19 protein-coding genes, 1 other RNA gene and 1 other annotated feature are annotated in these 21,487 nt (G+C 42.1%); of the genes, 17 read left to right on the top strand and 3 right to left on the bottom strand.

All coding sequences use genetic code 11. From position 1 onward, the window contains the following. The first annotated feature begins 13 nt into the window (after positions 1-13). Genes queA through yajC form a run of 3 tightly spaced genes read left to right on the top strand, consistent with a single transcriptional unit; the run spans position 14 to position 2,533 of the window. Positions 14-1,042 (top strand): tRNA preQ1(34) S-adenosylmethionine ribosyltransferase-isomerase QueA, encoded by a 1,029-nt coding sequence (gene queA, locus NST01_RS12465; RefSeq protein WP_007501498.1) that lies wholly within the window; start codon positions 14-16, stop codon positions 1,040-1,042. A 31-nt stretch (positions 1,043-1,073) separates the two neighbouring features. Continuing rightward, positions 1,074-2,219 carry a tRNA guanosine(34) transglycosylase Tgt gene (gene tgt, locus NST01_RS12460; RefSeq protein ID WP_008342748.1) on the top strand — a complete coding sequence of 382 codons (1,146 nt, stop codon included), beginning with the start codon at positions 1,074-1,076 and terminating at the stop codon, positions 2,217-2,219. Positions 2,220-2,266: 47 nt separating this feature from the next. Beyond that, complete coding sequence (yajC, locus tag NST01_RS12455) at positions 2,267-2,533, top strand: preprotein translocase subunit YajC (RefSeq protein WP_003216659.1); 267 nt, start codon at positions 2,267-2,269, stop codon at positions 2,531-2,533. Between the two features lie 49 nt (positions 2,534-2,582). Here yajC and NST01_RS12450 read toward each other — a convergent pair whose 3' ends face one another. Continuing rightward, positions 2,583-2,960: a TIGR04086 family membrane protein gene (locus tag NST01_RS12450; RefSeq protein WP_007501492.1), complete on the bottom strand. Its 378-nt coding sequence runs from the start codon at positions 2,958-2,960 to the stop codon at positions 2,583-2,585. A gap of 165 nt (positions 2,961-3,125) precedes the next feature. Between NST01_RS12450 and NST01_RS12445 the strand changes: the two genes are divergently transcribed. Beyond that, positions 3,126-3,788: a DUF421 domain-containing protein gene (locus tag NST01_RS12445; RefSeq protein WP_056705838.1), complete on the top strand. Its 663-nt coding sequence runs from the start codon at positions 3,126-3,128 to the stop codon at positions 3,786-3,788. Between the two features lies 1 nt (position 3,789). Here the strand turns inward: NST01_RS12445 and spoVB are convergent, their stop codons facing one another. Then, positions 3,790-5,340 (bottom strand): stage V sporulation protein B, encoded by a 1,551-nt coding sequence (spoVB, locus tag NST01_RS12440; protein WP_056705836.1) that lies wholly within the window; start codon positions 5,338-5,340, stop codon positions 3,790-3,792. 116 nt (positions 5,341-5,456) lie between these two features. On the opposite strand from spoVB, the gene NST01_RS12435 reads away from it, so the two are divergent. The 8 genes from NST01_RS12435 (at position 5,457) to dtd (ending at position 14,934) form a co-directional block, all read left to right on the top strand. Then, the gene (locus NST01_RS12435; RefSeq protein ID WP_003216788.1) at positions 5,457-5,753 is read left to right on the top strand and encodes a post-transcriptional regulator; all 297 of its coding nucleotides are present in this window, start codon (positions 5,457-5,459) and stop codon (positions 5,751-5,753) included. A gap of 41 nt (positions 5,754-5,794) precedes the next feature. After that, a complete protein-coding gene (secDF, locus tag NST01_RS12430) occupies positions 5,795-8,023 on the top strand; it encodes a protein translocase subunit SecDF (RefSeq protein WP_081114279.1) in 2,229 nt (742 codons plus the stop codon). 200 nt (positions 8,024-8,223) lie between these two features. After that, complete coding sequence (locus tag NST01_RS12425; protein ID WP_008342734.1) at positions 8,224-8,712, top strand: cation:proton antiporter regulatory subunit; 489 nt, start codon at positions 8,224-8,226, stop codon at positions 8,710-8,712. Between the two features lie 99 nt (positions 8,713-8,811). After that, complete coding sequence (locus tag NST01_RS12420; protein WP_129547744.1) at positions 8,812-9,168, top strand: LapA family protein; 357 nt, start codon at positions 8,812-8,814, stop codon at positions 9,166-9,168. An 81-nt stretch (positions 9,169-9,249) separates the two neighbouring features. Next, complete coding sequence (gene recJ / locus NST01_RS12415; RefSeq protein WP_046344112.1) at positions 9,250-11,583, top strand: single-stranded-DNA-specific exonuclease RecJ; 2,334 nt, start codon at positions 9,250-9,252, stop codon at positions 11,581-11,583. Positions 11,584-11,606: 23 nt separating this feature from the next. After that, a complete protein-coding gene (locus NST01_RS12410) occupies positions 11,607-12,119 on the top strand; it encodes an adenine phosphoribosyltransferase (protein ID WP_008342729.1) in 513 nt (170 codons plus the stop codon). A gap of 142 nt (positions 12,120-12,261) precedes the next feature. Next, complete coding sequence (locus NST01_RS12405; protein ID WP_008342726.1) at positions 12,262-14,472, top strand: RelA/SpoT family protein; 2,211 nt, start codon at positions 12,262-12,264, stop codon at positions 14,470-14,472. A gap of 18 nt (positions 14,473-14,490) precedes the next feature. Continuing rightward, complete coding sequence (gene dtd / locus NST01_RS12400; RefSeq protein WP_341041957.1) at positions 14,491-14,934, top strand: D-aminoacyl-tRNA deacylase; 444 nt, start codon at positions 14,491-14,493, stop codon at positions 14,932-14,934. 97 nt (positions 14,935-15,031) lie between these two features. Here dtd and NST01_RS12395 read toward each other — a convergent pair whose 3' ends face one another. Continuing rightward, on the bottom strand, positions 15,032-16,612 hold the full coding sequence (locus NST01_RS12395) for an SH3 domain-containing protein (RefSeq protein WP_056705828.1): 1,581 nt from the start codon (positions 16,610-16,612) through the stop codon (positions 15,032-15,034). 137 nt (positions 16,613-16,749) lie between these two features. Between NST01_RS12395 and NST01_RS12390 the strand changes: the two genes are divergently transcribed. The 5 genes from NST01_RS12390 to NST01_RS12370 all read left to right on the top strand — a co-directional run bounded on the left by NST01_RS12390 (position 16,750) and on the right by NST01_RS12370 (position 21,478). Then, entirely contained in the window at positions 16,750-16,920 is a 171-nt protein-coding gene (locus NST01_RS12390; RefSeq protein WP_003216250.1) for a YrzK family protein, read from the top strand. A gap of 58 nt (positions 16,921-16,978) precedes the next feature. Continuing rightward, positions 16,979-17,218 (top strand) — a binding site (T-box leader). A gap of 73 nt (positions 17,219-17,291) precedes the next feature. Beyond that, positions 17,292-18,566, top strand: a complete 1,275-nt coding sequence (gene hisS / locus NST01_RS12385; protein WP_008342721.1) for a histidine--tRNA ligase — start codon at positions 17,292-17,294, stop codon at positions 18,564-18,566. Positions 18,567-18,584: 18 nt separating this feature from the next. Next, the gene (aspS, locus tag NST01_RS12380; RefSeq protein ID WP_326115852.1) at positions 18,585-20,363 is read left to right on the top strand and encodes an aspartate--tRNA ligase; all 1,779 of its coding nucleotides are present in this window, start codon (positions 18,585-18,587) and stop codon (positions 20,361-20,363) included. 77 nt (positions 20,364-20,440) lie between these two features. Further along, a non-coding RNA gene (gene ssrS / locus NST01_RS12375) (6S RNA) lies at positions 20,441-20,621 on the top strand. 92 nt (positions 20,622-20,713) lie between these two features. Then, a complete protein-coding gene (locus tag NST01_RS12370) occupies positions 20,714-21,478 on the top strand; it encodes a tRNA threonylcarbamoyladenosine dehydratase (RefSeq protein ID WP_008342718.1) in 765 nt (254 codons plus the stop codon). Positions 21,479-21,487: the final 9 nt, after the last annotated feature.

The raw sequence follows: 21,487 nt of genomic DNA, 5'->3' as shown, positions 1-21,487 counted from the left end.
ATAGGTGAAGGAAATGAAGTTAGAACTATTTGATTTTGATTTACCAGAAAGATTGATTGCACAAGTGCCGCTTGAAAAACGAGATGCATCAAGACTGATGGTCTTAAATAAACAAACAGGTGACATCACACATGACACATTCTCGCAAATCACAGATTACTTTCAAAAGGGTGATTGTCTCGTTTTAAACAATACACGTGTATTACCTGCACGTCTGTTTGGAACGAAAGAGGATACGGGTGCTAAAGTGGAGCTGCTTCTTTTAAAACAAGAAGAAGGAGACAAATGGGAAACGCTTGTGAAACCAGCAAAACGTGTGAAAAACGGAACAGTCATTACATTTGGTGATGGACGATTAAAAGCGGTATGTACAGAAGAACTGGAACATGGCGGAAGAAAAGTTGAGTTTCAGTATACAGGCATTTTTTATGAAGTACTTGAATCCTTAGGTGAAATGCCGCTGCCTCCGTACATTAAGGAGCAGCTTGACGATCGTGAGCGTTATCAAACCGTCTATTCCAAAGAAGTTGGTTCTGCTGCTGCGCCTACTGCCGGTCTTCACTTTACAAATGAACTGCTGGATGCACTGAAAGCAAAAGGAGTGCATATTGCGTTTATTACGCTCCATGTAGGGCTTGGCACATTTCGACCGGTCAGTGCTGAACGCATTGAAGAACATGAAATGCACGCAGAGTTTTACGAAATGAATGAAGAAACGGCAGAAGAGCTTAATCGCGTGCGCAAAGAAGGCGGGCGGATTATTTCAGTCGGAACAACTTCGACAAGAACGCTTGAAACCATTGCAAGTGCTTATGATGGTGAATTCAAAGCGTCAAGCGGCTGGACGTCGATTTTTATTTATCCAGGCTATACATTTAAGGCAATTGATGGCATGATCACGAATTTCCACCTGCCAAAATCGTCTTTAATTATGCTTGTCAGTGCATTAGCTGGACGAGAACACGTCCTAAAAGCGTACAATGAGGCTGTAAAAGAGGAATACCGATTCTTCAGTTTTGGCGATGCCATGCTGATTCAATAACATCATACAACAAAGACAGGAGGGCTCATTTTTGTCGCAATTACCGATACGTTATGAGTTCATTAAATCATGCAAACAAACAGGTGCACGTCTTGGACGCGTTCATACACCGCACGGCTCCTTTGAAACACCTGTATTTATGCCAGTTGGTACACTGGCTACAGTGAAAACAATGGCGCCTGAAGAGTTAAAAGCAATGGAAGCAGGCATCATTTTAAGCAATACGTATCATTTATGGCTGCGCCCGGGGCATGACATTGTCAAAGAAGCAGGCGGCCTGCACAAATTTATGAACTGGGATCGAGCGATTCTAACAGATTCAGGCGGTTTCCAAGTGTTTTCTTTGAGTGAATTTAGAAAAATTGAAGAGGAAGGCGTTCACTTCCGTAATCACTTAAATGGAGATAAGTTGTTCCTTTCTCCTGAAAAAGCGATGGAGATTCAAAATGCGCTCGGCTCAGATATTATGATGGCATTTGACGAATGCCCTCCGTATCCAGCAGAGTACGATTATATGAAACGTTCTGTAGAGCGGACAAGCAGATGGGCAGAGCGCTGCTTAACAGCGCACCAGCGTCCAGAGGATCAAGGACTGTTTGGCATTGTACAGGGCGGAGAATACGAAGAGCTTCGTAAACAAAGTGCAAAAGATCTTGTTTCACTTGATTTCCCAGGCTATGCCATTGGAGGTTTATCTGTTGGTGAACCTAAAGATGTGATGAACCGTGTGCTGGAGTTCACAACGCCATTTTTACCGGATGACAAGCCAAGATACTTAATGGGTGTTGGCTCACCAGATTCATTAATTGACGGTGCGATCCGCGGTGTCGATATGTTTGACTGTGTACTGCCAACGCGAATTGCAAGAAATGGTACGCTCATGACAAGTGAAGGACGCCTTGTTGTGAAAAATGCTAAATATGAGCGTGATTTCAGACCAATCGATGAAAACTGTGACTGCTACACATGTAAAAATTACACACGCGCTTATATTAGACATTTGATCCGTACAAATGAGACGTTCGGAATTCGATTAACAACTTATCATAATCTTCATTTTCTGTTAAAATTAATGGAGCAAGTGAGAGAAGCTATCCGTGAGGATCGTTTAGGTGATTTTAGAGAAGAGTTTTTTGAGCGTTATGGCTTTAACAAACCGAATGCGAAAAACTTTTAACGCATAAACGAAAAGCTTTACAATGCTTTAGAAAGGGGTGAGATAGAATGGATGGTGGTATGGGTTCAATCATTATGATTGTTGTCATGTTTGCTGTGCTTTACTTCTTGTTAATCCGTCCACAGCAAAAGCAACAAAAAGCTGTGCGTCAGATGCAGCAATCTTTATCAAAAGGCGATAAAATCGTCACAATCGGTGGTTTACACGGTGAAATCGACTATATTGATGAATCAAAAGTGGTCATCAAAACAAGCGAAAACAACCGTTTAACTTTCGACCGACGTGCTATTAGAGAATTAGCTGACAAAGGTTAATCCTCCAATACATAGCGATAAAAAAAGAGCGATATCATTCGCTCTTTTTTTATTTGCCCCGAAGATTAACCCCAATCATTCCCCCTAGCATACAAATTCCCAAAAAGGCTGCATGATAGATGAATTGTTCTGGTGAAAAGGTTTCTCCAAACCCTAAATATTGAAATAAAAAAACAGTGAGTGAAAAGATAAAAGAGGTCATGGCGCCAATGAGCCAGCCCCGTTCCTTTGCTTTTCCTCCAGAAATCATTCCTCCTAGAAAAAGTGCCGCAAAGGACAAGATCATGATCATCCATTTAAACGATGATTCCTGCATACTTGTGAAGGTAAGCATCAGTGATACAAGTAAGCTTGTGACAATCATCACGACAAAAATAGCAATTAAGCCAGATAAAATGCCTTTTCCTATTTGTTTCGTTTCCTGCATGTAATTCGTCTCCTCTCCAATTGACCGAAGCTTGTCTTTTACTAAAATGTATTCACGGAGAAGAAAAAATAGACATGTTTCTCGTGATAAAAACCGAGGCTTTCTTTTCTACATAAATAAAGTGTTTTGACACAAGCTATGGTGGAGAAGGAGGGTTTACATCATATGCAGGACATCTTAATTATCTCCATGAGAACGATCATTTTATATTTTCTCATTTGGTTTATCTTTCGTTTAATGGGCAAAAGGGAGATTGGGGAACTGAGTATTTTAGATCTTGTTATTTTTATGATGATCGCTGAAATTGCGGTGCTCGCCATAGAAGAAGTAGAGGATCACATGTTACATACAGTATGGCCGATCCTGCTGTTAACCTTCATTCAAATCACCCTTGCCTATTTGTCATTAAAATTTCAAGGTGTCCGGCGTTTTCTCGACGGTAAGCCAGCCCTGCTCATCATCAACGGAAAAATAGATGAGGGTGCGATGAGAAAACAGCGATACAATTTTGATGATTTGCTGATTCAATTAAGAGAAAATAACATCGATAGTATCCAGGATGTCTCATATGCCATCTTAGAGCCTTCAGGAAAGCTCGCCGTTGTTGAAAAAGAAAACAAGCGCAAACATGCAGCGCTTGAGCTCCCTCTTATTGCAGACGGTGTGGTTCAGCATGATCATCTCAAGCAGATCAACCATGATGAACAGTGGCTGATAAAGGAGCTTGTCAAAAGAGGCTATCATGACATCGAGCAAATCTCCTACTGCAGCTTTAATCAGAAGGATTTTTATATTGATTTGAAAGATGAAGTGATCAAGAAAGAATGAGCTAAAGCAGCTTCCCAATAAACGGGATGCGGCGTAGCTCTTCTCGTTTCACTAGCCCAAGACAGATTAATAGAATGACATACAGCATGCACGTCAAAAAGATCATCATTACAAGCTCTAAAGGTGCGGAAAAGAGTCCGCTCGCTTGATGTTTCATCCATAAGCTGACCGCCCCAGTACCGATGATCACAAGGACGCAAAGTCCATATTCTTTTAATGGTAAATGAATAGGCAGCACTTTACCGACAGTTGCCGCATGGAGCAACGTGACAAGAACGATGCCTATGAGTATCGCAAGCGCTGCGCCCATAATGCCAAAGCTTGGCTGTGAAGCAAGAACAAAGATCATACCTGTTTTCACAACAGCACCTATCAAACTGTTGGTCATCGCTGCCCCCGCTAAATTTAATGCTTGAAGGACAGCCTGCAACGGCCCTTGAAAGTAATAGAGCAAAAAGAAGGGGGCCATGAATTTTACATAGACAGCGGCATGAGATGAACCATACATGAAGAGGGTTAAATTTTCTGCATACACGAAAAGGATAATACATGAAATACCCCCGCTTAATAAACAAAGGCGCATCGCCTGCTTGAGCCGGTATTCAACCGTTTTGCGTTTGTTCTGTTCCATCCCCTCACTAATCGCTGGAACTAGTGCGGTGGAGAGAGAATACGTGATAAAACTAGGAAGTGTCAAAAGGGTGAGCGCAAGTCCTGTCAATTCTCCGTACTGCCTTGTTGCTTCTACAGCTGCATAACCGGCAATCGCAAGGCTTTGCGCGACGACAATCGGTTCTAAAAACCAAGAGATATTGCCGATGAAACGGCTGCCTGTCGTTGGCAGGGCAATACTCATGAGCTGCTTAAACGTATCCTTCCCATCATGAATTGCCTTGAAAAAACGTTTTCGGATACGGATAGTCTTTTTATAACGAAAGGCAATCAGTAAGTAAGCAAGTGAAATCATTTCGCCAATGACAGATGAAATCATGGCGCCTGCTGCTGCGTATTCAATTCCATAAGGCAGGAACGCTGTTGTACATACTGCTACGAGTGAAATTCTTGCGACCTGTTCTAGTACTTGCGACATCGCAAGCGGGCTCATTTGCTGTCTTCCTTGGAAATAGCCCCTTAACACACTTGAGATCGCAATAACGGGTACGACTGGTGTAATGGCAAGCAGAGGATAGACCGTTCTAGGATCTGTCAGCATATTTTCCGCCATAATAGGGGCAAACCATAAAAAAAGCGGCGTGAAAATCAGGCTGAGTGTTCCTGTTATCGCAAGGGACATCACTAGAATGCGTTTTGTTTTCTGTTTGTCACCACGGGCTTCTGCTTCTGCGACTAGCTTACTAATCGCAACAGGAAGTCCGAATTGTGTCAGCGTCACGGCGAGAAAAAAGGTAGGCGCTGCCATCATATAAAGCCCTACGCCTTCTTCACCAATGAACCTTGCAATCACAATTCGATTGACAAAACCCAATATTCTTGTAATAAAACCTGCTAAAATTAAAATAATCGTCCCTTTTAAAAACGTTTGCTTCGTCAAATCACAGATCACCTGCCTTCTCAAACGACATAGAATCATATACAATAAGATATGCGTGTATATCGTCCAAGCATGACAAGTCTCTCGATAAAAAACTGAAAAGGGGGAGCCTCACATTGACACAACATCCGGCTGCTATATACAAAGACCATTTAAAGCCTTTTCTGTTCAGTAAGCTTGAAGAATTCATCGTTTTGGGCTATAAAGATGTAGATTTAGAGGAATTATGGTCATACTTAGAGAATAAGAAGTGGAAGAAAAAACAAGAGTATCCGATTCATGAAATGGTTGCAGATATTTTATCTGTGAAAATTGGCGAATTTATGAACTATGCAACCGTTCAGTCGTTTAAAACGTCTGCTTTTTTGGACAGTGAAGATGGCAAGAATATGCTGGACGAACTGTTGAAATAAGCCATCTAAATGGATTCAGGTGTTTAAGGAGGAAATACATAATGAAAAAAGGGCGCATACTTGCGTTTTTCTTAGTGGTTCTGTTAATCGGAACTGGTGTGGGCTTATTAACGAAGCCCGTTGCGAAAGATATGACGCTAGGGCTGGACTTACAGGGTGGATTTGAAGTTCTGTATGATGTACACCCAGTGAAAAAAGAAGACAAGATCACAAATGGTGTTCTCGTCAGTACAGTAGAGGCTTTAAACCGAAGAGCCAACGTGCTTGGGGTCAGTGAGCCGAACATTTCGATTGAAGGAAACAACCGTATCCGCGTACAGCTTGCGGGCGTAAAAGATCAAAACAGAGCACGGGAGATTCTATCGACTGAAGCACAGCTTTCCTTCAGAGATACGAATGACAAAGAGCTTCTAAACGGATCTGATCTTGTTGAAAATGGTGCAAAACAAACATTCAATCAAACGAATGAGCCGATCGTGACAGTCAAACTAAAGGATGCGAAAAAGTTTGGTGACGTGACAAAAAAAGTAGCGGCGATGGCACCAAACAATCAGCTTGTCATTTGGCTTGATTATCATAAGGGAGATTCCTTCAAAAAAGAAGTCTCTAAATCAAATCATAAGTATGTATCTGCGCCGAATGTAAACCAAGAAATTAACAGCAGTGACGTACAAATCGAAGGAAACTTTACGGTTCAAGAGGCAAAAGACCTTGCGAGCATTTTAAATGCCGGTGCATTGCCAGTAAAATTAACCGAAAAATATTCAACATCTGTGAGTGCACAGTTTGGTGAGCAAGCACTAAACGAAACAGTCTTCGCAGGAATTGTAGGAATCGCATTTATCTTCTTATTCATGCTGTTTTATTACCGATTACCAGGTCTTGTTGCTGTCATTACACTGTCAGCTTATATCTATATCACACTGCAAGTCTTTGACTGGATGGGTGCGGTCATGACACTGCCTGGAATCGCTGCATTGATTCTTGGGGTAGGGATGGCTGTAGATGCCAACATTATTACGTATGAGCGGATTAAAGAAGAGCTCAAGCTCGGTAAATCTGTCCGTTCTGCTTTCAGATCGGGTAACCGCAGATCATTTGCCACGATCTTTGATGCAAACTTAACAAGTATTATTGCCGGCGGGGTTCTATTCTTCTTTGGAACAAGCTCTGTCAAAGGGTTTGCAACCATGCTTATCCTATCGATTTTGACAAGCTTTATCACGGCTGTCTTCCTATCAAGATTCCTTCTTGGATTACTTGTAGAAAGCCGTTATCTCGACCGCAGAAAAGGCTGGTTTGGGGTTCGTCAGAAAGACATTATTGATATTCATGAAACAACTGAAAATACTGAACCGAAAACACCATTTGATAAATGGGATTTCGTCAGCAAACGTAAAGGCTTTATGATTTTCTCGGCAGCCATTACCATTGCTGGAATCATTGTGCTGTCGATCTTCAAGCTCAATGCAGGTATTGACTTTGCAAGTGGTACTAGAGTTGATATTCAAAGTGACCATAAACTGTCAACAGAACAGGTGGAGCAAGATTTTAAAAAGCTAGACCTTGAGACAGACAGTGTTGTGTTATCGGGTCAAAAAGAAAATCAAGCAGCAGCTCGATTTGTCGGTGTTCCGAATAAAGAAAAAATCGCTGAAGTGAAAGATTACTTCAAAGATAAATATGGAACGGAGCCTAACGTAAGTACAGTGTCTCCGACGGTTGGAAAAGAGCTGGCACGTAACGCATTATACGCTGTCATCATTGCTTCGATCGGGATTATCTTATATGTATCTATCCGATTTGAGTATAAAATGGCGATTGCAGCGATTGTCTCTCTGCTATACGACGCATTCTTTATCGTTGCCTTCTTTAGCATTACGCGTTTAGAGGTGGATGTCACCTTCATTGCAGCGATACTCACGGTCATTGGGTACTCAATCAATGACACGATTGTCACCTTCGACAGGGTGCGTGAGCAAATGAAGAAACGCAAACCGAAAACGATCGAAGATTTATCGTACATTGTGAATTTAAGTTTACAGCAAACCTTTACGCGTTCTGTGAACACCGTGCTCACCGTACTTGTTGTGGTGATTGCACTTCTCATTTTCGGTTCAGCATCTATTACAAACTTCTCCATCGCCTTACTTGTCGGACTATTAACAGGGGTGTATTCATCCCTTTACATTGCGGCACAAATTTGGCTGATATGGAAAGGTCGTGAGCTGAAAAAGCCGGCTAAAATCGACACAGAACAAGATATTTAAACAAGAAAGACTGCCAGCTTGGCAGTCTTTTTTTCATGCATCATACTTGTCATCGTCACAACAATAAGATGATATGTAAAAACATTTCGGGTTTCATTGATCTTGAAATGGTCTTTTGCTATAATGACATACGTTTAGATCAGTATAGAAAGCAAGTGTCCGTTTGGGGCATTTGGCTTTTATTCATTGGAGGGGCTGTTATGAAGGTTCGGGAAACTGAACTGCCAGGTATCGGTCACAAAGCCGAAATGATCACAAGAAATAATGAGAAACTTGCCATTATCACACATGATGACGGCAGAAGAGAGATGTATCATTTTCAAGAAGATGATCACGAAGAATGTATTTCTGGTATCTTGCTTAGCGATGAAGAAGCAAGACAAATCTCGGCTATTTTAGGCGGCATGGTCTATAAACCAAAAGCGCTTGAGACAGTGGAGGTGGCCATTGATGAACTCATCATTGAATGGTTTAAGATTGAAAAGAACGCACCGGCTGTTAACCAGACGATCGGAGACCTGAGTGTTCGCCAAAACTATCAAGTGACAGTCATCGCCATTGTGAGAAAATCACATGAGAAAATTTTAAACCCAGGACCAGATACGGTGATTGAAGAAGGAGACACCCTTGTCATCTCTGGAGAAAGAAAAGAATTAAAGAGCCTCATTAAAGAAAAACTCAGCAGCTAAGCGCCCATGCTGATAGAAAACCTTCCGCAATTTTCTTTCTGTGTTTAAAAAGGACAAGAAAGAGGGAAGAATAAAAGAAAAAGCTTGGGGGATTTGTAGATGAATAAACAACAATGGACCATCATACTCGCATTTATTTTCGTATTAATTGTCTCAGTATTTGCTGTCATTAACGTGCGGCCTGTACAGGTAGACTACTTATTTGGAACGGCTGAATGGCCGCTGATTCTTGTCATTATCGGTTCTGTTCTTATGGGCGGACTCATTGTGGCTTTTGCAGGGATTTTCCAAATTGTGAAACTAAAACGTGAATTAAAAGTATTAAAAGCTGAACGTGCAGCCGCTGGAGTAAGCCCTGCTTCTTCCCATAAAAAGGTGGACAAAGACGTTCAAAAGAAAACGAATGTCACGCCTTTAAAAGAACAGCCAGCGTCTTTTGACCGGAAGGAAAAATAATCTTCCAGTATCATTTCATAAAATAAAAATTGAAACCCCTCAGTCCACTCTAGTATAATAGTGTGGTTGAGGGGTGAATTTATGTTATTATCCAAAATGCGTTGGGAATATGAACATCCTAGCGAAGAAAAAGTGAAATCACTCTCTGAAAATCTGAATATTTCAGCGCTGACTGCATCACTTCTTGTACAAAGAGGGCTCGAAGAAGTAGAAGAAGCGAGGTCTTTTTTATTTGATCAAAAAGCCGAATTTCATGATCCATTCTTATTAAAAGGAATGAAAGAAGCAGTAGAGCGCATCAACAAAGCGATCGAAGAGCAGGAATCGATTGTGATCTTCGGAGATTATGATGCAGATGGTGTGACAAGTACGTCTGTACTTTTACATACACTTAAAGAACGATCTGCGAAGGTAGACTTTTATATTCCAGATCGATTTAAAGAAGGATATGGGCCAAACGAACAGGCTTTCCGATATATCAAAGAGCAAGGAGCATCGCTTGTTATCACCGTGGATACAGGGATCGCTGCTGTAAATGAAGCACGTATTGCAAAAGAAATAGGATTAGACCTGATCATCACAGATCACCATGAACCAAGCGAGGAACTGCCTGAGGCACTTGCGATTGTACATCCTAAGCAGCCTGGATGTGAGTATCCGTTTAAAGAGCTTGCGGGTGTCGGTGTTGCGTTTAAAGTGGCACATGCACTCCTTGGTAAACTCCCAGTAGAATTATTAGATCTTGCTGCAATCGGTACAATTGCGGATCTTGTCCCGCTGCATGATGAAAATAGATGGATTGCCAAAAAAGGTCTTATGCAGCTTCGACAGTCTAGACGGCCTGGGTTAAAAGCGTTATTAAAAGAAGCAGGCGCCACTCTTGAAGAAGCAAATGAGGAAACAGTCGGCTTTCAAATTGCGCCAAGGCTGAATGCTGTTGGACGAATTGAGCAGGCAGATCCGGCTGTTCATCTTCTCATGACTGAGGATATGGATGAAGCAGAAGAACTCGCTCGTTTTGTACAAGAATTGAACAAAGAACGGCAGAAAATTGTGAGTACGATCACGGAAGAAGCCATTCAAATGGTCGAAGAGACAGGTGCTGACCAGTCTGCTATCGTCGTAGCAAAAGCTGGCTGGAATCCAGGCGTTGTCGGCATTGTTGCCTCAAAATTGACGGATACATTTTCTCGTCCGGCGATTGTGCTTGGAATAGATGAAGAAACGCAGATGGCGAAAGGGTCAGCTCGAAGTATTCCTGGCTTTGATTTATTTTTCCATTTGAGCAAGTGCCGTGACATCCTGCCGCATTTCGGTGGACACCCGATGGCAGCAGGAATGACACTTCAAGCGGATGATGTTCCTTTACTTAGGGAAAGATTGAATCAATATGCAAATGAAACGTTGACAGAAGAAGATTTTATTCCAATTCAACGGGTCGATGCAGTATGTAAAGTGGACGAAATGACGGTGCAAGCCATTGAAGAAGTGGGGCTGCTGTCCCCGTTTGGCATGCAGAATCCTAAGCCGTTCATTATGATTGAAGACGCCCAGCTTGAAGACATCCGAACGATCGGGGCCAATCAAAATCACATTAAAATGTCACTAAAAGACGAAGACAAGCTGCTCGACTGTGTCGGTTTTCATCAAGGCAAACTAAAAGAAGAACTTGTCCCAGGGAGTCAAATCTCTGTCGTTGGCGAGGTCTCGATTAATGAATGGAATAACCGAAAGAAACCTCAGCTCATGCTAAAAGACGCTAGAGTCGATGAATGGCAGCTGTTTGATTTACGCGGGAAAAAAGATTGGGAAAAGAAAGTATCAACACTTGATCCAGCAAAAACGATGGTCTTCTGTTTTGACGAAGAAACAAAAAGGCAATCGGAGCTGGTGGATATTCCGATTCATCTTATTGATGCAGAAAATGTATCCACGTTTGATGTGCAGGAAAAGTATGTGATCTTTGCCGATGTTCCTGCCGATGAACACTTGCTCAAGCTGCTTTTAGAAAATCAACAACCAGCAAGAATTTATACGGTGTTTCAGCGGAAAGAAGATCACTTTATGTCCTCATTCCCGAGCCGTGATCAATTCAAATGGTTTTATGGGTTCTTGTTCAAACGGGGAAGTTTTCCTATTAAAGAACAAGGCATGGAGCTTGCCAAACATAGAGGTTGGACAAAAGATACAATCATTTTTATGACAAAGGTGTTTTTTGAACTCGGTTTTGTTAAAATAGAGAATGGTGTGCTGTCAATAGTGCGTGATGCCCCTAAAAAAGATTTAACCGCATCATCGTCTTATACAGCAAAACAACGATTGATGGAACTCGATCAAACACTAACATATTCCTCAGCCAAAGAGCTGAAGGAATGGCTGAATAGCATGATGAGCGAAGTCTCACCTGTGCTTTGACGTACGAGGAGGAAAAGGAAAAGATGGATTTAAAACAATATGTGACAGTTGTACCTGACTACCCAAAGGAAGGTGTACAATTTAAAGATATTACAACGTTAATGGATAAAGGCGAAGTGTACCGTTATGCAACGGATCAAATCGTTGAATACGCGAAGGAAAGAGACATTGATCTCATTGTTGGACCTGAAGCGCGTGGATTCATTATTGGCTGCCCTGTAGCATACGCACTTGGTGTAGGTTTTGCCCCGGTTCGTAAAGAAGGAAAGCTTCCTCGTGAAGTCATCAAAGTCGATTACGGTTTGGAATACGGTAAAGATGTATTAACGATTCATAAAGATGCAATTCGTCCTGGTCAGCGTGTACTGATCACAGATGATTTGCTTGCGACAGGTGGAACGATTGAAGCATCCATCAAGCTGGTTGAGGAATTAGGCGGCGTTGTGGCAGGGATTGCATTTTTAATTGAGCTGACGTATCTTGATGGCAGAAAGAAGCTTGACGGTTACGACATCTTGACGTTAATGCAATACTAATGGAGTTTTACGCAAAAAGCACTCAGTAAGAAGGGTGCTTTTTTCCTATCAAAAATCTTTTAGCGGACTTCTTCTCTTTACATCTATCGAATTTTTCTTGATAATAAACTACAATACAGTTTTCATTTAAAAAGGTGATTCCATGGCGAACGAACAAGTTTTAACGGCGCAGCAGGTCATTGATAAGGCAAGAGAATACCTGTCCGCTGAACATATTCAATTTATAGAGCGTGCATACGAATATGCTGAAAATGCTCACAAGGAGCAATACCGGAAATCCGGAGAGCCCTATATTATCCATCCTATTCAAGTGGCGGGAATTCTTGTTGATCTTGAAATGGACCCTTCGACCATTGCTGGCGGCTTCTTGCATGATGTTGTCGAAGACACGGATGTGACATTAGAAGATTTAAAAGAGCATTTTAACGAAGAAGTAGCCATGCTTGTTGATGGTGTGACAAAGCTCGGAAAGATTAAATATAAATCACAAGAAGAACAACAGGCTGAAAACCATCGTAAAATGTTTGTTGCAATGGCGCAGGATATTCGCGTCATCTTAATTAAGCTGGCAGACCGTCTTCACAATATGAGAACACTCAAACATCTTCCGCAGGAAAAGCAGCGAAGAATCTCAAATGAAACCCTTGAGATCTTTGCACCGCTTGCGCACAGATTAGGGATTTCAAAGATTAAGTGGGAGCTTGAAGATACAGCCCTCCGCTATTTAAATCCGCAGCAATACTACCGGATTGTGAATCTCATGAAGCGCAAACGAGCGGAACGTGAGGAATACTTGGACGAGGTTGTTAATGAAGTAAAAGACCGCGTGTCTGAGGTGAACATTAAGGCTGAATTCTCCGGCAGACCGAAACATATTTATAGTATTTATCGAAAAATGGTCATGCAAAATAAGCAATTTAATGAAATATATGATTTGCTGGCTGTACGTATTTTGGTTGACAGCATAAAAGACTGCTATGCGGTACTTGGTATTATTCATACATGCTGGAAGCCGATGCCAGGCAGATTTAAGGATTATATTGCGATGCCAAAGCCGAACATGTATCAGTCTCTTCATACAACGGTGATTGGTCCAAAAGGGGACCCGCTTGAAGTTCAGATTCGTACAGTGGAAATGCACGAAATTGCGGAATACGGAATTGCCGCACACTGGGCGTATAAAGAAGGCAAAGAGTCAGCAGAATCGACGGAAGAAGCCGTTTTCCAGAAGAAGCTGTCTTGGTTTAGAGAAATCCTTGAATTCCAAAATGAATCCACAGATGCGGAAGAATTTATGGAATCGTTAAAAATTGATCTCTTCTCTGATATGGTGTTTGTATTTACACCAAAAGGAGACGTCATTGAGCTACCGTCTGGTTCAGTTCCAATTGATTTCTCATACCGGATTCATTCGGAAATTGGAAATAAAACAATCGGAGCCAAAGTCAACGGTAAAATGGTCACACTTGATCATAAGTTAAAAACAGGTGACATTATTGAAATTCTGACATCTAAGCATAGCTATGGACCAAGCCAGGATTGGGTCAAACTTGCCCAAACCTCCCAAGCGAAGCACAAGATCAGACAGTTTTTCAAGAAACAGCGCCGTGAAGAAAATGTCGAAAAAGGCCGAGAACTTGTGGAGAAAGAAATCAAAAACCTTGAGTTCGATGTCAAAGACATTTTGACCGCTGAAAATCTGCAAAAAGTGGCTGATAAATTTAATTTCTCAAATGAAGAGGACATGTATGCAGCTGTTGGTTATAACGGAATTACGGCACTCCAAGTGGCGAATCGTTTAACGGAAAAAGAAAGAAAACAAAGAGATCAGGAAGAACAAGAGAAAACCGTTCAAGAAGTGTCTGTAGAGTCAAAACCATATCACGGGAAAAAACGGGAAGCTGGCGTGCGAGTGAAAGGCATTGATAACTTGCTTGTCCGTTTATCTAAGTGTTGTAATCCTGTTCCTGGTGATAGCATTGTTGGCTTTATTACAAAAGGACGTGGCGTATCTGTTCACCGTGATGACTGTCCGAACGTGAAGACAGGAGAAGCGCAGGAACGGTTAATCCCGGTTGAGTGGGAGCATGAACAGCCTGCTCGAAACCGTAAAGAATACAATGTGGAAATTGAAATATTAGGATATGACAGACGCGGCTTACTTAATGAGGTGCTTCAAGCAGTCAACGAAACCAAAACGAACATCTCGTCGGTTTCTGGTAAGTCTGATCGTAACAAAGTGGCGACGATCCATATGGCGATCTTTATCCAAAATATTAACCATTTGCACAAAGTGGTAGAACGCATTAAACAAATCAAAGACATTTACTCTGTTCGCCGATTCATGAATTAGAAAGGAAGTATATCGTCTATGAGGCTTGTTGTTCAGCGTGTGACGAGTGCATCTGTGAAAGTAGAAGAAGAGATCACAGGTGCCATCAATGAAGGCTATATGGTGCTCGTTGGGGTTACACATGAAGACACAGAAGAAGATGTGCATTACTTAGCTGAAAAGCTCGCACACTTGCGTATTTTTGAAGATGAAAACGGGAAAATGAATCATTCTTTGTTAGATGTAAAAGGAAGTGTACTGTCTGTGTCTCAATTTACCCTTTATGGTGATACGATAAAAGGCAGACGGCCGAACTTTATGAAAGCTGCCAAACCGGATGTGGCGAATTCACTTTACGAATGCTTCAATGAAACGCTTAGAGAAAAAGGCATCCATGTTGAAACAGGACGTTTTGGGGCGATGATGGACGTCTCATTGACCAATTCGGGGCCTGTCACCATGTTGATGGACAGCAAAGAATAGAAAGACATTAGACTGTAGATAAACTCTTGCTGAGAGTTTGTTTAGAGTCTTTTTCTTTTGCGATCAAACAAAAAAGAGGCGCAGCGGCCTCTTTTTTCTATCGGAAATATTGTTTTAATCCTTCTGTCATTCCTTCTGTCACTCGTTCTTGGTAAGAAGCGCTATAAATGATCGCTTCTTCTTGAGGATTGCTTAAATAGCCGAGTTCATATAAAAGGGAAGGGCGCTTGTTTTCTCTTAAAACAAAATAATCTCCAAATTTGACTCCTTTATCAGGGATCTGTGATCGTTTTGCGACTTCAGTATGAACGCTTGTCGCCAGACGTTGATCTTTGGATGCCTGATAATAATATGCGGTGCTCCCTCTGATACTTGGGTCCATAAAGCTATCATAATGAAGACTAATAAATGCATCTGCATTTCGGTAATGTGAAGTGGCAACCCTCGATTGAAGGCTGATGAATGTATCATCACTTCTTGTTAAATAGACATTTGCTCCAGAAGCTCTTAACTTACCCGCCAGCAAATGAGCGGTTTTGATCGTGATATTCTTTTCAAATGCACCGTCTGCGCCGATCGTGCCGCTGTCTTTTCCGCCATGGCCAGGATCAAGAACAATTGTTTTGCCTTTTAAAGATCCAGTGCCAGACGATGAATCCTGCTGAGGTCTTGGTGCTTCGCTGCTATTTTTCTTTGTTTGAACGACCCAGCTCGCCACGTAGCCTGTTCCGCCGTTTGATAATGTCACCTCGTACCAGTCACCTTGCGTACGAACAATTTGATAAGCAGCTCCTTTTGTTGCTCTTTCTGCAATTCCAGCAGAGGTAGAAGCGCTTTTTCTAATATTCGTTCCATCATAAACGATGTACGCTTTCTGATGAGATGACGAAGAGGAAGAATTCTTTTCAGGTGCTGCACTTGTTCCTTGGTTTGAGACAATATAATAACTTGCAACCCAGCCTTTAACGCCTTTTGCTTCGATTTCATACCAGCCATTTTGCTCCCTTAAAATGGTGACTTGAGTGTTGCGGGAAAGTGAAGCGGCCACTTGTGCGTTTGGTGCCGCCGATTTTCGAACATTCAAGCTTGATACGCCAACTGTGCCGGACTGTTTAGAACGAGCGGGCTCAGCTGATCTGGATGAAGAAGCGTTTTGTCCGCCAGAAATATAATCAGAGTGGACCCAGCCTTCCGCTTGTTTGTACGATATTTTTGTCCATTCGCCGCTTGTGTCCAGCTTTTTAGCGGAAGCGCCCTGCGGAAAAGTGCCAATGACTTGATAGGAAGTCCCTGGGCCTGTCCGAATGCGAAGGTCGGAGGCTGTTGACGTAATCGAACTGCTTCCTTGCGTACTTTGACCTTGCGTCTTTTGCTTAGCAGGCTTTTGTGCATCAGATGACTTGGTAATCAGCCATGAGACGACCCAGCCTTTTTGTCCGTTCGATAGCCCGATCTGTACCCATTCTCCTTGTTCAGTGAGAATCGGGTAGCTTTCTCCTCGTTTCACAACTGCTGCGATCCCGTAGCTTAAACCAGGTCCGGTTCGCACATTGATTTCATCTGTTGCAACGACAGCTTGATCTGTTTGAGCCGTCGCATGTGTCATTGGCCAAGTGCTGGCAATGAGGACAAAACAGGTGAGCAGCAACATCATGTGATGGTGTGTTTTCAGATTCAAAACGGTGTTTTCCCCTCCCTTGTAAAACCGATGAATGTTAATTCGTTATGTAATGGATGAATTCCTTGCAGTTTCCCTAATAAAATTGAATCAATCTGTTTATACTAGATAAAAATGTGATAAAAGGATGTACAAACATGAGATTAAGCAGAAAATTAGGACGAGTGCAATATAATGGACATCGTGATATCGACCGCTGGCAGCACGACGAAATGGATCAACCAGGCTTCCTTGAAGAAACGGCATCTGAATACGGATGCACGTCAAAAGAAGAGCTGGAAAAGAAAAAGAGACACGGCAAGGGTTGACAGAGTGGCAGCACCGACCTTATTATAATATAAATCAACACACTTGAAAATTTAAAATGTGGAACTGATGATAGAGAATAGTAGGGTAAATTGCGTGAGCAGAGAGGAATCGCCTTAGGCTGAAAGCGAATCCGCATGGCATTTATCACGAAAGAACACTCTGTAGGTTTCCTGCTGAACACTCAAAAAATGAGTCATTAGGCGGAGAACGTGAATCTGCGTTAAGGATTTGAGCGGGAACATGGCTAGATCATGTTCCAACTAGGGTGGCACCACGGGTATAACTCTCGTCCCTACTATACACATAGTAGAGGCGGGGGTTTTTTATATGTCCACATAAAAAATGAATGATGGTCGTAGGAGGACGAAAAATGAGTTTTAATATTCCAAGAGGCACACAGGATATTTTACCGGGAGAATCAGAACGCTGGCAGTATGTTGAACAAATTGCGAGAGATACATGTGCAGCCTTTCAATACAAAGAAATCCGCACACCGATTTTTGAGCATACGGAACTGTTTGCACGAGGAGTAGGCGAGTCAACAGATATCGTTCAAAAAGAGATGTACACATTTGAAGACAAAAAAGGACGTAGCATCACACTTCGCCCAGAAGGAACAGCTTCAACTGTCCGTTCTTATGTTGAAAATAAACTGTTTGCACAGCCTGCACAGCCTACAAAGCTGTACTACATTGGACCAATGTTCCGCTATGAGCGTCCGCAAACGGGAAGATATCGTCAATTTTATCAATTCGGAATTGAAGCGATCGGTTCAAAAGATCCTGCCATTGATGCAGAGGTCATTTCATTAGCGATGAGTGTGTATGAGAAAGCGGGTCTTTCCAACTTAAAACTCGTCATTAACAGCCTTGGTGACAAAGAAAGCCGTGCAGATTACCGTCAAGCACTTGTCGAGCACTTTGAACCAAGAATTGATGAATTCTGTCACGACTGCCAAATTCGTTTACATCAAAATCCATTGCGTATTCTTGATTGTAAAAAGGACCGCGATCACGAACTGATGGCAACGGCACCATCCATTCAAGATTACTTAAATGAAGAATCACGGACTTATTTTGAAAAAGTAAAACAATACTTAACCGATCTAGGCATTGAATATGTCGTCGATCCGAACTTAGTGCGCGGTCTTGATTATTACAATCACACTGCCTTTGAGATCATGAGTAATGCAGAAGGCTTTGGCGCGATCACAACATTAGCCGGCGGCGGCCGTTATGATGGACTTGTTGAAGGAATTGGCGGTCCTGAATCACCAGGTATCGGCTTTGCGATGAGTATTGAACGTTTCCTATCAGCGATTGATGCAGAGAAGATCGAGCTTCCTGTTCAAGACGGCATTGATTTATATATTGCGGCATTAGGAGATCAAGCAAAAGATTATGCTGTTGGCTTATTGAATCGCCTAAGAAAAGAAGGCATTTCAAGTGAAATGGACTATACAGGGAAAAAGCTAAAAGCACAATTTAAAGCGGCAGACCGCTTGAAAGCCAAGTTTATTGCAGTTCTTGGTGAAGATGAGCTAGCGCAGCAAATTGTAAACGTAAAAGATACGACAACGGGTGAACAAATTGAAGTGAAGCTTGATGAGCTGATTCAAATGATGAAAGCCCACCAGAAAGCGTAAAGAAGGAGTGGAATGTTTGTGTTTGGTAGAACTTTTTATTGTGGAGAAGTAACAGAAGACCAAATCGGTAAAACCGTTGTATTAAAAGGATGGGTACAAAAACGTCGTGACCTTGGCGGATTAATCTTTATTGACCTGCGTGATCGTACAGGCATTGTGCAAGTTGTCTTTCATCCAGACCAATCAAAAGAGGCTCTTGAGACAGCAGAATCGATTCGGAATGAATATGTCCTTGATATTAAAGGGACAGTGGTCGCAAGAGAAGAAGCCACGATCAACCCAAATTTAAAAACAGGCAAAATTGAAATTCAAGTCGACACAGTCACTGTTTTAAATGAAGCCAAGACGCCTCCATTTGTGATTTCTGATCAAGCAGATGAGGTATCAGAAGATGTGCGCTTAAAATACCGCTACCTAGATCTTCGCCGTCCTGCGATGTTTGAAACGATGAAAATGCGACATGAAGTCACAAAAGCATTCCGCCATTTCTTAGATGATCACGGCTTTCTAGACATTGAAACGCCAATTTTAACAAAAAGTACGCCAGAAGGTGCGCGTGACTATCTTGTGCCAAGCCGTGTACACGAAGGAGAATTCTATGCGCTGCCGCAGTCTCCGCAATTATTTAAGCAATTGCTCATGGTGTCTGGGATGGACCGCTACTATCAAATCGCTCGCTGCTTTAGAGATGAAGACTTGCGTGCTGACCGTCAGCCGGAATTTACACAAGTCGATATTGAAATGTCCTTTATGAGCCAAGAAGACATCATGACGCTTGCTGAAGAGATGATGGCAAAGGTGATGAAAGATGTCAAAGGTGTTAACCTGACATTGCCATTACCTCGTATGACGTACGATGAAGCGATGAATTCCTATGGTTCTGACAAGCCGGATACCCGATTTGACATGAAGCTTGTCAACATTTCAGATACGGTAAAAGACTCAGATTTCAAAGTCTTCAGCGGTGCTGTAAACAATGGCGGAGCTGTCAAAGCGATTAATGTCAAAGGGGCTGCAGCAAACTACTCAAGAAAAGACATCGATGCACTCGGTGCATTTGCAGCGAACTATGGTGCAAAAGGTCTTGCTTGGCTAAAAGCTGAAGGGACAGAGTTAAAAGGACCAATCGCTAAATTCTTTGATGAGTCAAAACAAGCAGAATTAAAAGAACAGCTTCAAGTTGAAGAAGGCGACCTTTTACTCTTTGTTGCAGATAAGACGTCTGTTGTCCATGATGCGCTTGGCGCACTTCGCTTAAAACTTGGCAAAGAGCTTAAACTCATCGATGAGTCTGTCTTTAATTTCTTATGGGTTGTCGATTGGCCGCTGCTTGAAAAAGATGAAGAAGAAGGCCGCTTCTATGCTGCCCACCATCCTTTCACAATGCCAGTTCGGGATGATCTTGAATTAATTGAAACAAGTCCAGAAGATATGAAAGCTCAAGCGTATGATCTTGTGCTGAACGGCTATGAGCTTGGCGGAGGTTCTATTCGTATTTTTGAAAAGGACATTCAAGAGAAAATGTTTGGTTTACTTGGCTTTTCTAAAGAAGAAGCGTACGATCAGTTCGGCTTCCTTCTTGATGCATTTGAGCATGGTGTGCCTCCGCACGGCGGAATTGCGCTTGGACTTGACCGCCTAGTGATGCTGCTTGCCGGCCGATCTAACCTAAGAGATACCATTGCGTTCCCGAAAACGGCAAGTGCAAGCTGTGTTCTCACAGATGCTCCTGGCACTGTAAGCACAGCGCAGCTAGATGAACTGAGTTTGGCTATTAAAACAAAAGTAAAACAGTAAAATAGGCGCATGTTTATAGGCATGTAAACGCTTGTAAAAGGGACATGCCTATGATATGCTTTCATCAACTAATAAATAAAGTCCTGATACGTACGGTGGTTACCTAGTTTTGACCGAACATTTTTTTCTACGGGAGCTTGCCTTTCCTTTCTGCATAAATGCCTCTTCTGAGGACTTATAAAGTGAGGAAGAAAGCACCCACCTGCATGGTGCGGGGTTCAAAACGAAGGAAAAGCTGGCGGCGTGATCGGGACTTTTTTGTGTTTTTTTCTATTTGAGAAGGATGACGGAGAATGCTGAATATGATATGATTCTTTCGATTCATTTTAAATAAAGGTGGAGTGAGGCACTTGTTACATCAGTTTTCAAGAAACGAGCTTGCCATTGGCAAGGAAGGCTTAAATATATTAAAAAACAGTACAGTTGCAGTGCTTGGAGTAGGCGGCGTAGGTTCTTTTGCAGTAGAAGCCCTTGCTCGTTCAGGTGTTGGCCGTATTGTTCTTGTTGATAAAGATGATATTGATATTACAAATGTAAATAGGCAGCTGCCAGCTTTGCTATCAACGGTTGGTCAGCCTAAAGTTGACTTAATGCAGGCAAGAATTGCTGACATTAACCCAGAATGTGAAGTTGTTGCGCTCAAAATGTTCTATACAGAAGAAACATATGAACAATTCTTTGAGTATCCACTTGATTATGTCATTGATGCATCAGATACAATTCATTATAAAATTCATTTAATGAAAGAGTGCCTGAAACGCGATGTGAACATTATTTCGAGTATGGGTGCTGCAAATAAAACAGATCCGACACGTTTTAAAATTGATGACATCTCGAAAACACATACAGACCCAATTGCGAAAGTCGTCAGAACACGCCTGCGGAAGGAAGGCATTCGTAAGGGAATTGAAGTTATTTTCTCTGATGAAAGTCCGATTGTCATTCGTGAAGATGTGAGAAAAGAAGTGGGAAATGATGAAGCGAAAATTCGTAAGGCACAAATGCCGCCGTCATCCAATGCTTTTGTTCCATCTGTGGCTGGACTGATCATGGGTGGTCATGTCATTATGAAACTGTTAAAAGACATTCCGATTACACGTGTGAAAGATAAATAAACAGCCCGC

The sequence above is a fragment of the Bacillus sp. FSL R7-0166 genome (assembly GCF_038008935.1).
GTDB classification, from domain to species: domain Bacteria; phylum Bacillota; class Bacilli; order Bacillales; family Bacillaceae; genus Bacillus; species Bacillus altitudinis.
This window is presented reverse-complemented; position numbering and strand designations above follow the sequence as displayed.

What these genes read in the sequence shown, in the direction of transcription:
- queA (WP_007501498.1), top strand. Translation starts at nt 14, where the DNA reads ATGAAGTTAGAACTATTTGATTTTGATTTACCAGAAAGATTGATTGCA.
- yajC (WP_003216659.1), top strand. Translation starts at nt 2,267, where the DNA reads ATGGATGGTGGTATGGGTTCAATCATTATGATTGTTGTCATGTTTGCT.
- NST01_RS12450 (WP_007501492.1), bottom strand. Translation starts at nt 2,960, where the DNA reads ATGCAGGAAACGAAACAAATAGGAAAAGGCATTTTATCTGGCTTAATT.
- NST01_RS12445 (WP_056705838.1), top strand. Translation starts at nt 3,126, where the DNA reads ATGCAGGACATCTTAATTATCTCCATGAGAACGATCATTTTATATTTT.
- secDF (WP_081114279.1), top strand. Translation starts at nt 5,795, where the DNA reads ATGAAAAAAGGGCGCATACTTGCGTTTTTCTTAGTGGTTCTGTTAATC.
- NST01_RS12425 (WP_008342734.1), top strand. Translation starts at nt 8,224, where the DNA reads ATGAAGGTTCGGGAAACTGAACTGCCAGGTATCGGTCACAAAGCCGAA.
- NST01_RS12420 (WP_129547744.1), top strand. Translation starts at nt 8,812, where the DNA reads ATGAATAAACAACAATGGACCATCATACTCGCATTTATTTTCGTATTA.
- recJ (WP_046344112.1), top strand. Translation starts at nt 9,250, where the DNA reads ATGTTATTATCCAAAATGCGTTGGGAATATGAACATCCTAGCGAAGAA.
- NST01_RS12410 (WP_008342729.1), top strand. Translation starts at nt 11,607, where the DNA reads ATGGATTTAAAACAATATGTGACAGTTGTACCTGACTACCCAAAGGAA.
- NST01_RS12405 (WP_008342726.1), top strand. Translation starts at nt 12,262, where the DNA reads ATGGCGAACGAACAAGTTTTAACGGCGCAGCAGGTCATTGATAAGGCA.
- dtd (WP_341041957.1), top strand. Translation starts at nt 14,491, where the DNA reads ATGAGGCTTGTTGTTCAGCGTGTGACGAGTGCATCTGTGAAAGTAGAA.
- NST01_RS12390 (WP_003216250.1), top strand. Translation starts at nt 16,750, where the DNA reads ATGAGATTAAGCAGAAAATTAGGACGAGTGCAATATAATGGACATCGT.
- hisS (WP_008342721.1), top strand. Translation starts at nt 17,292, where the DNA reads ATGAGTTTTAATATTCCAAGAGGCACACAGGATATTTTACCGGGAGAA.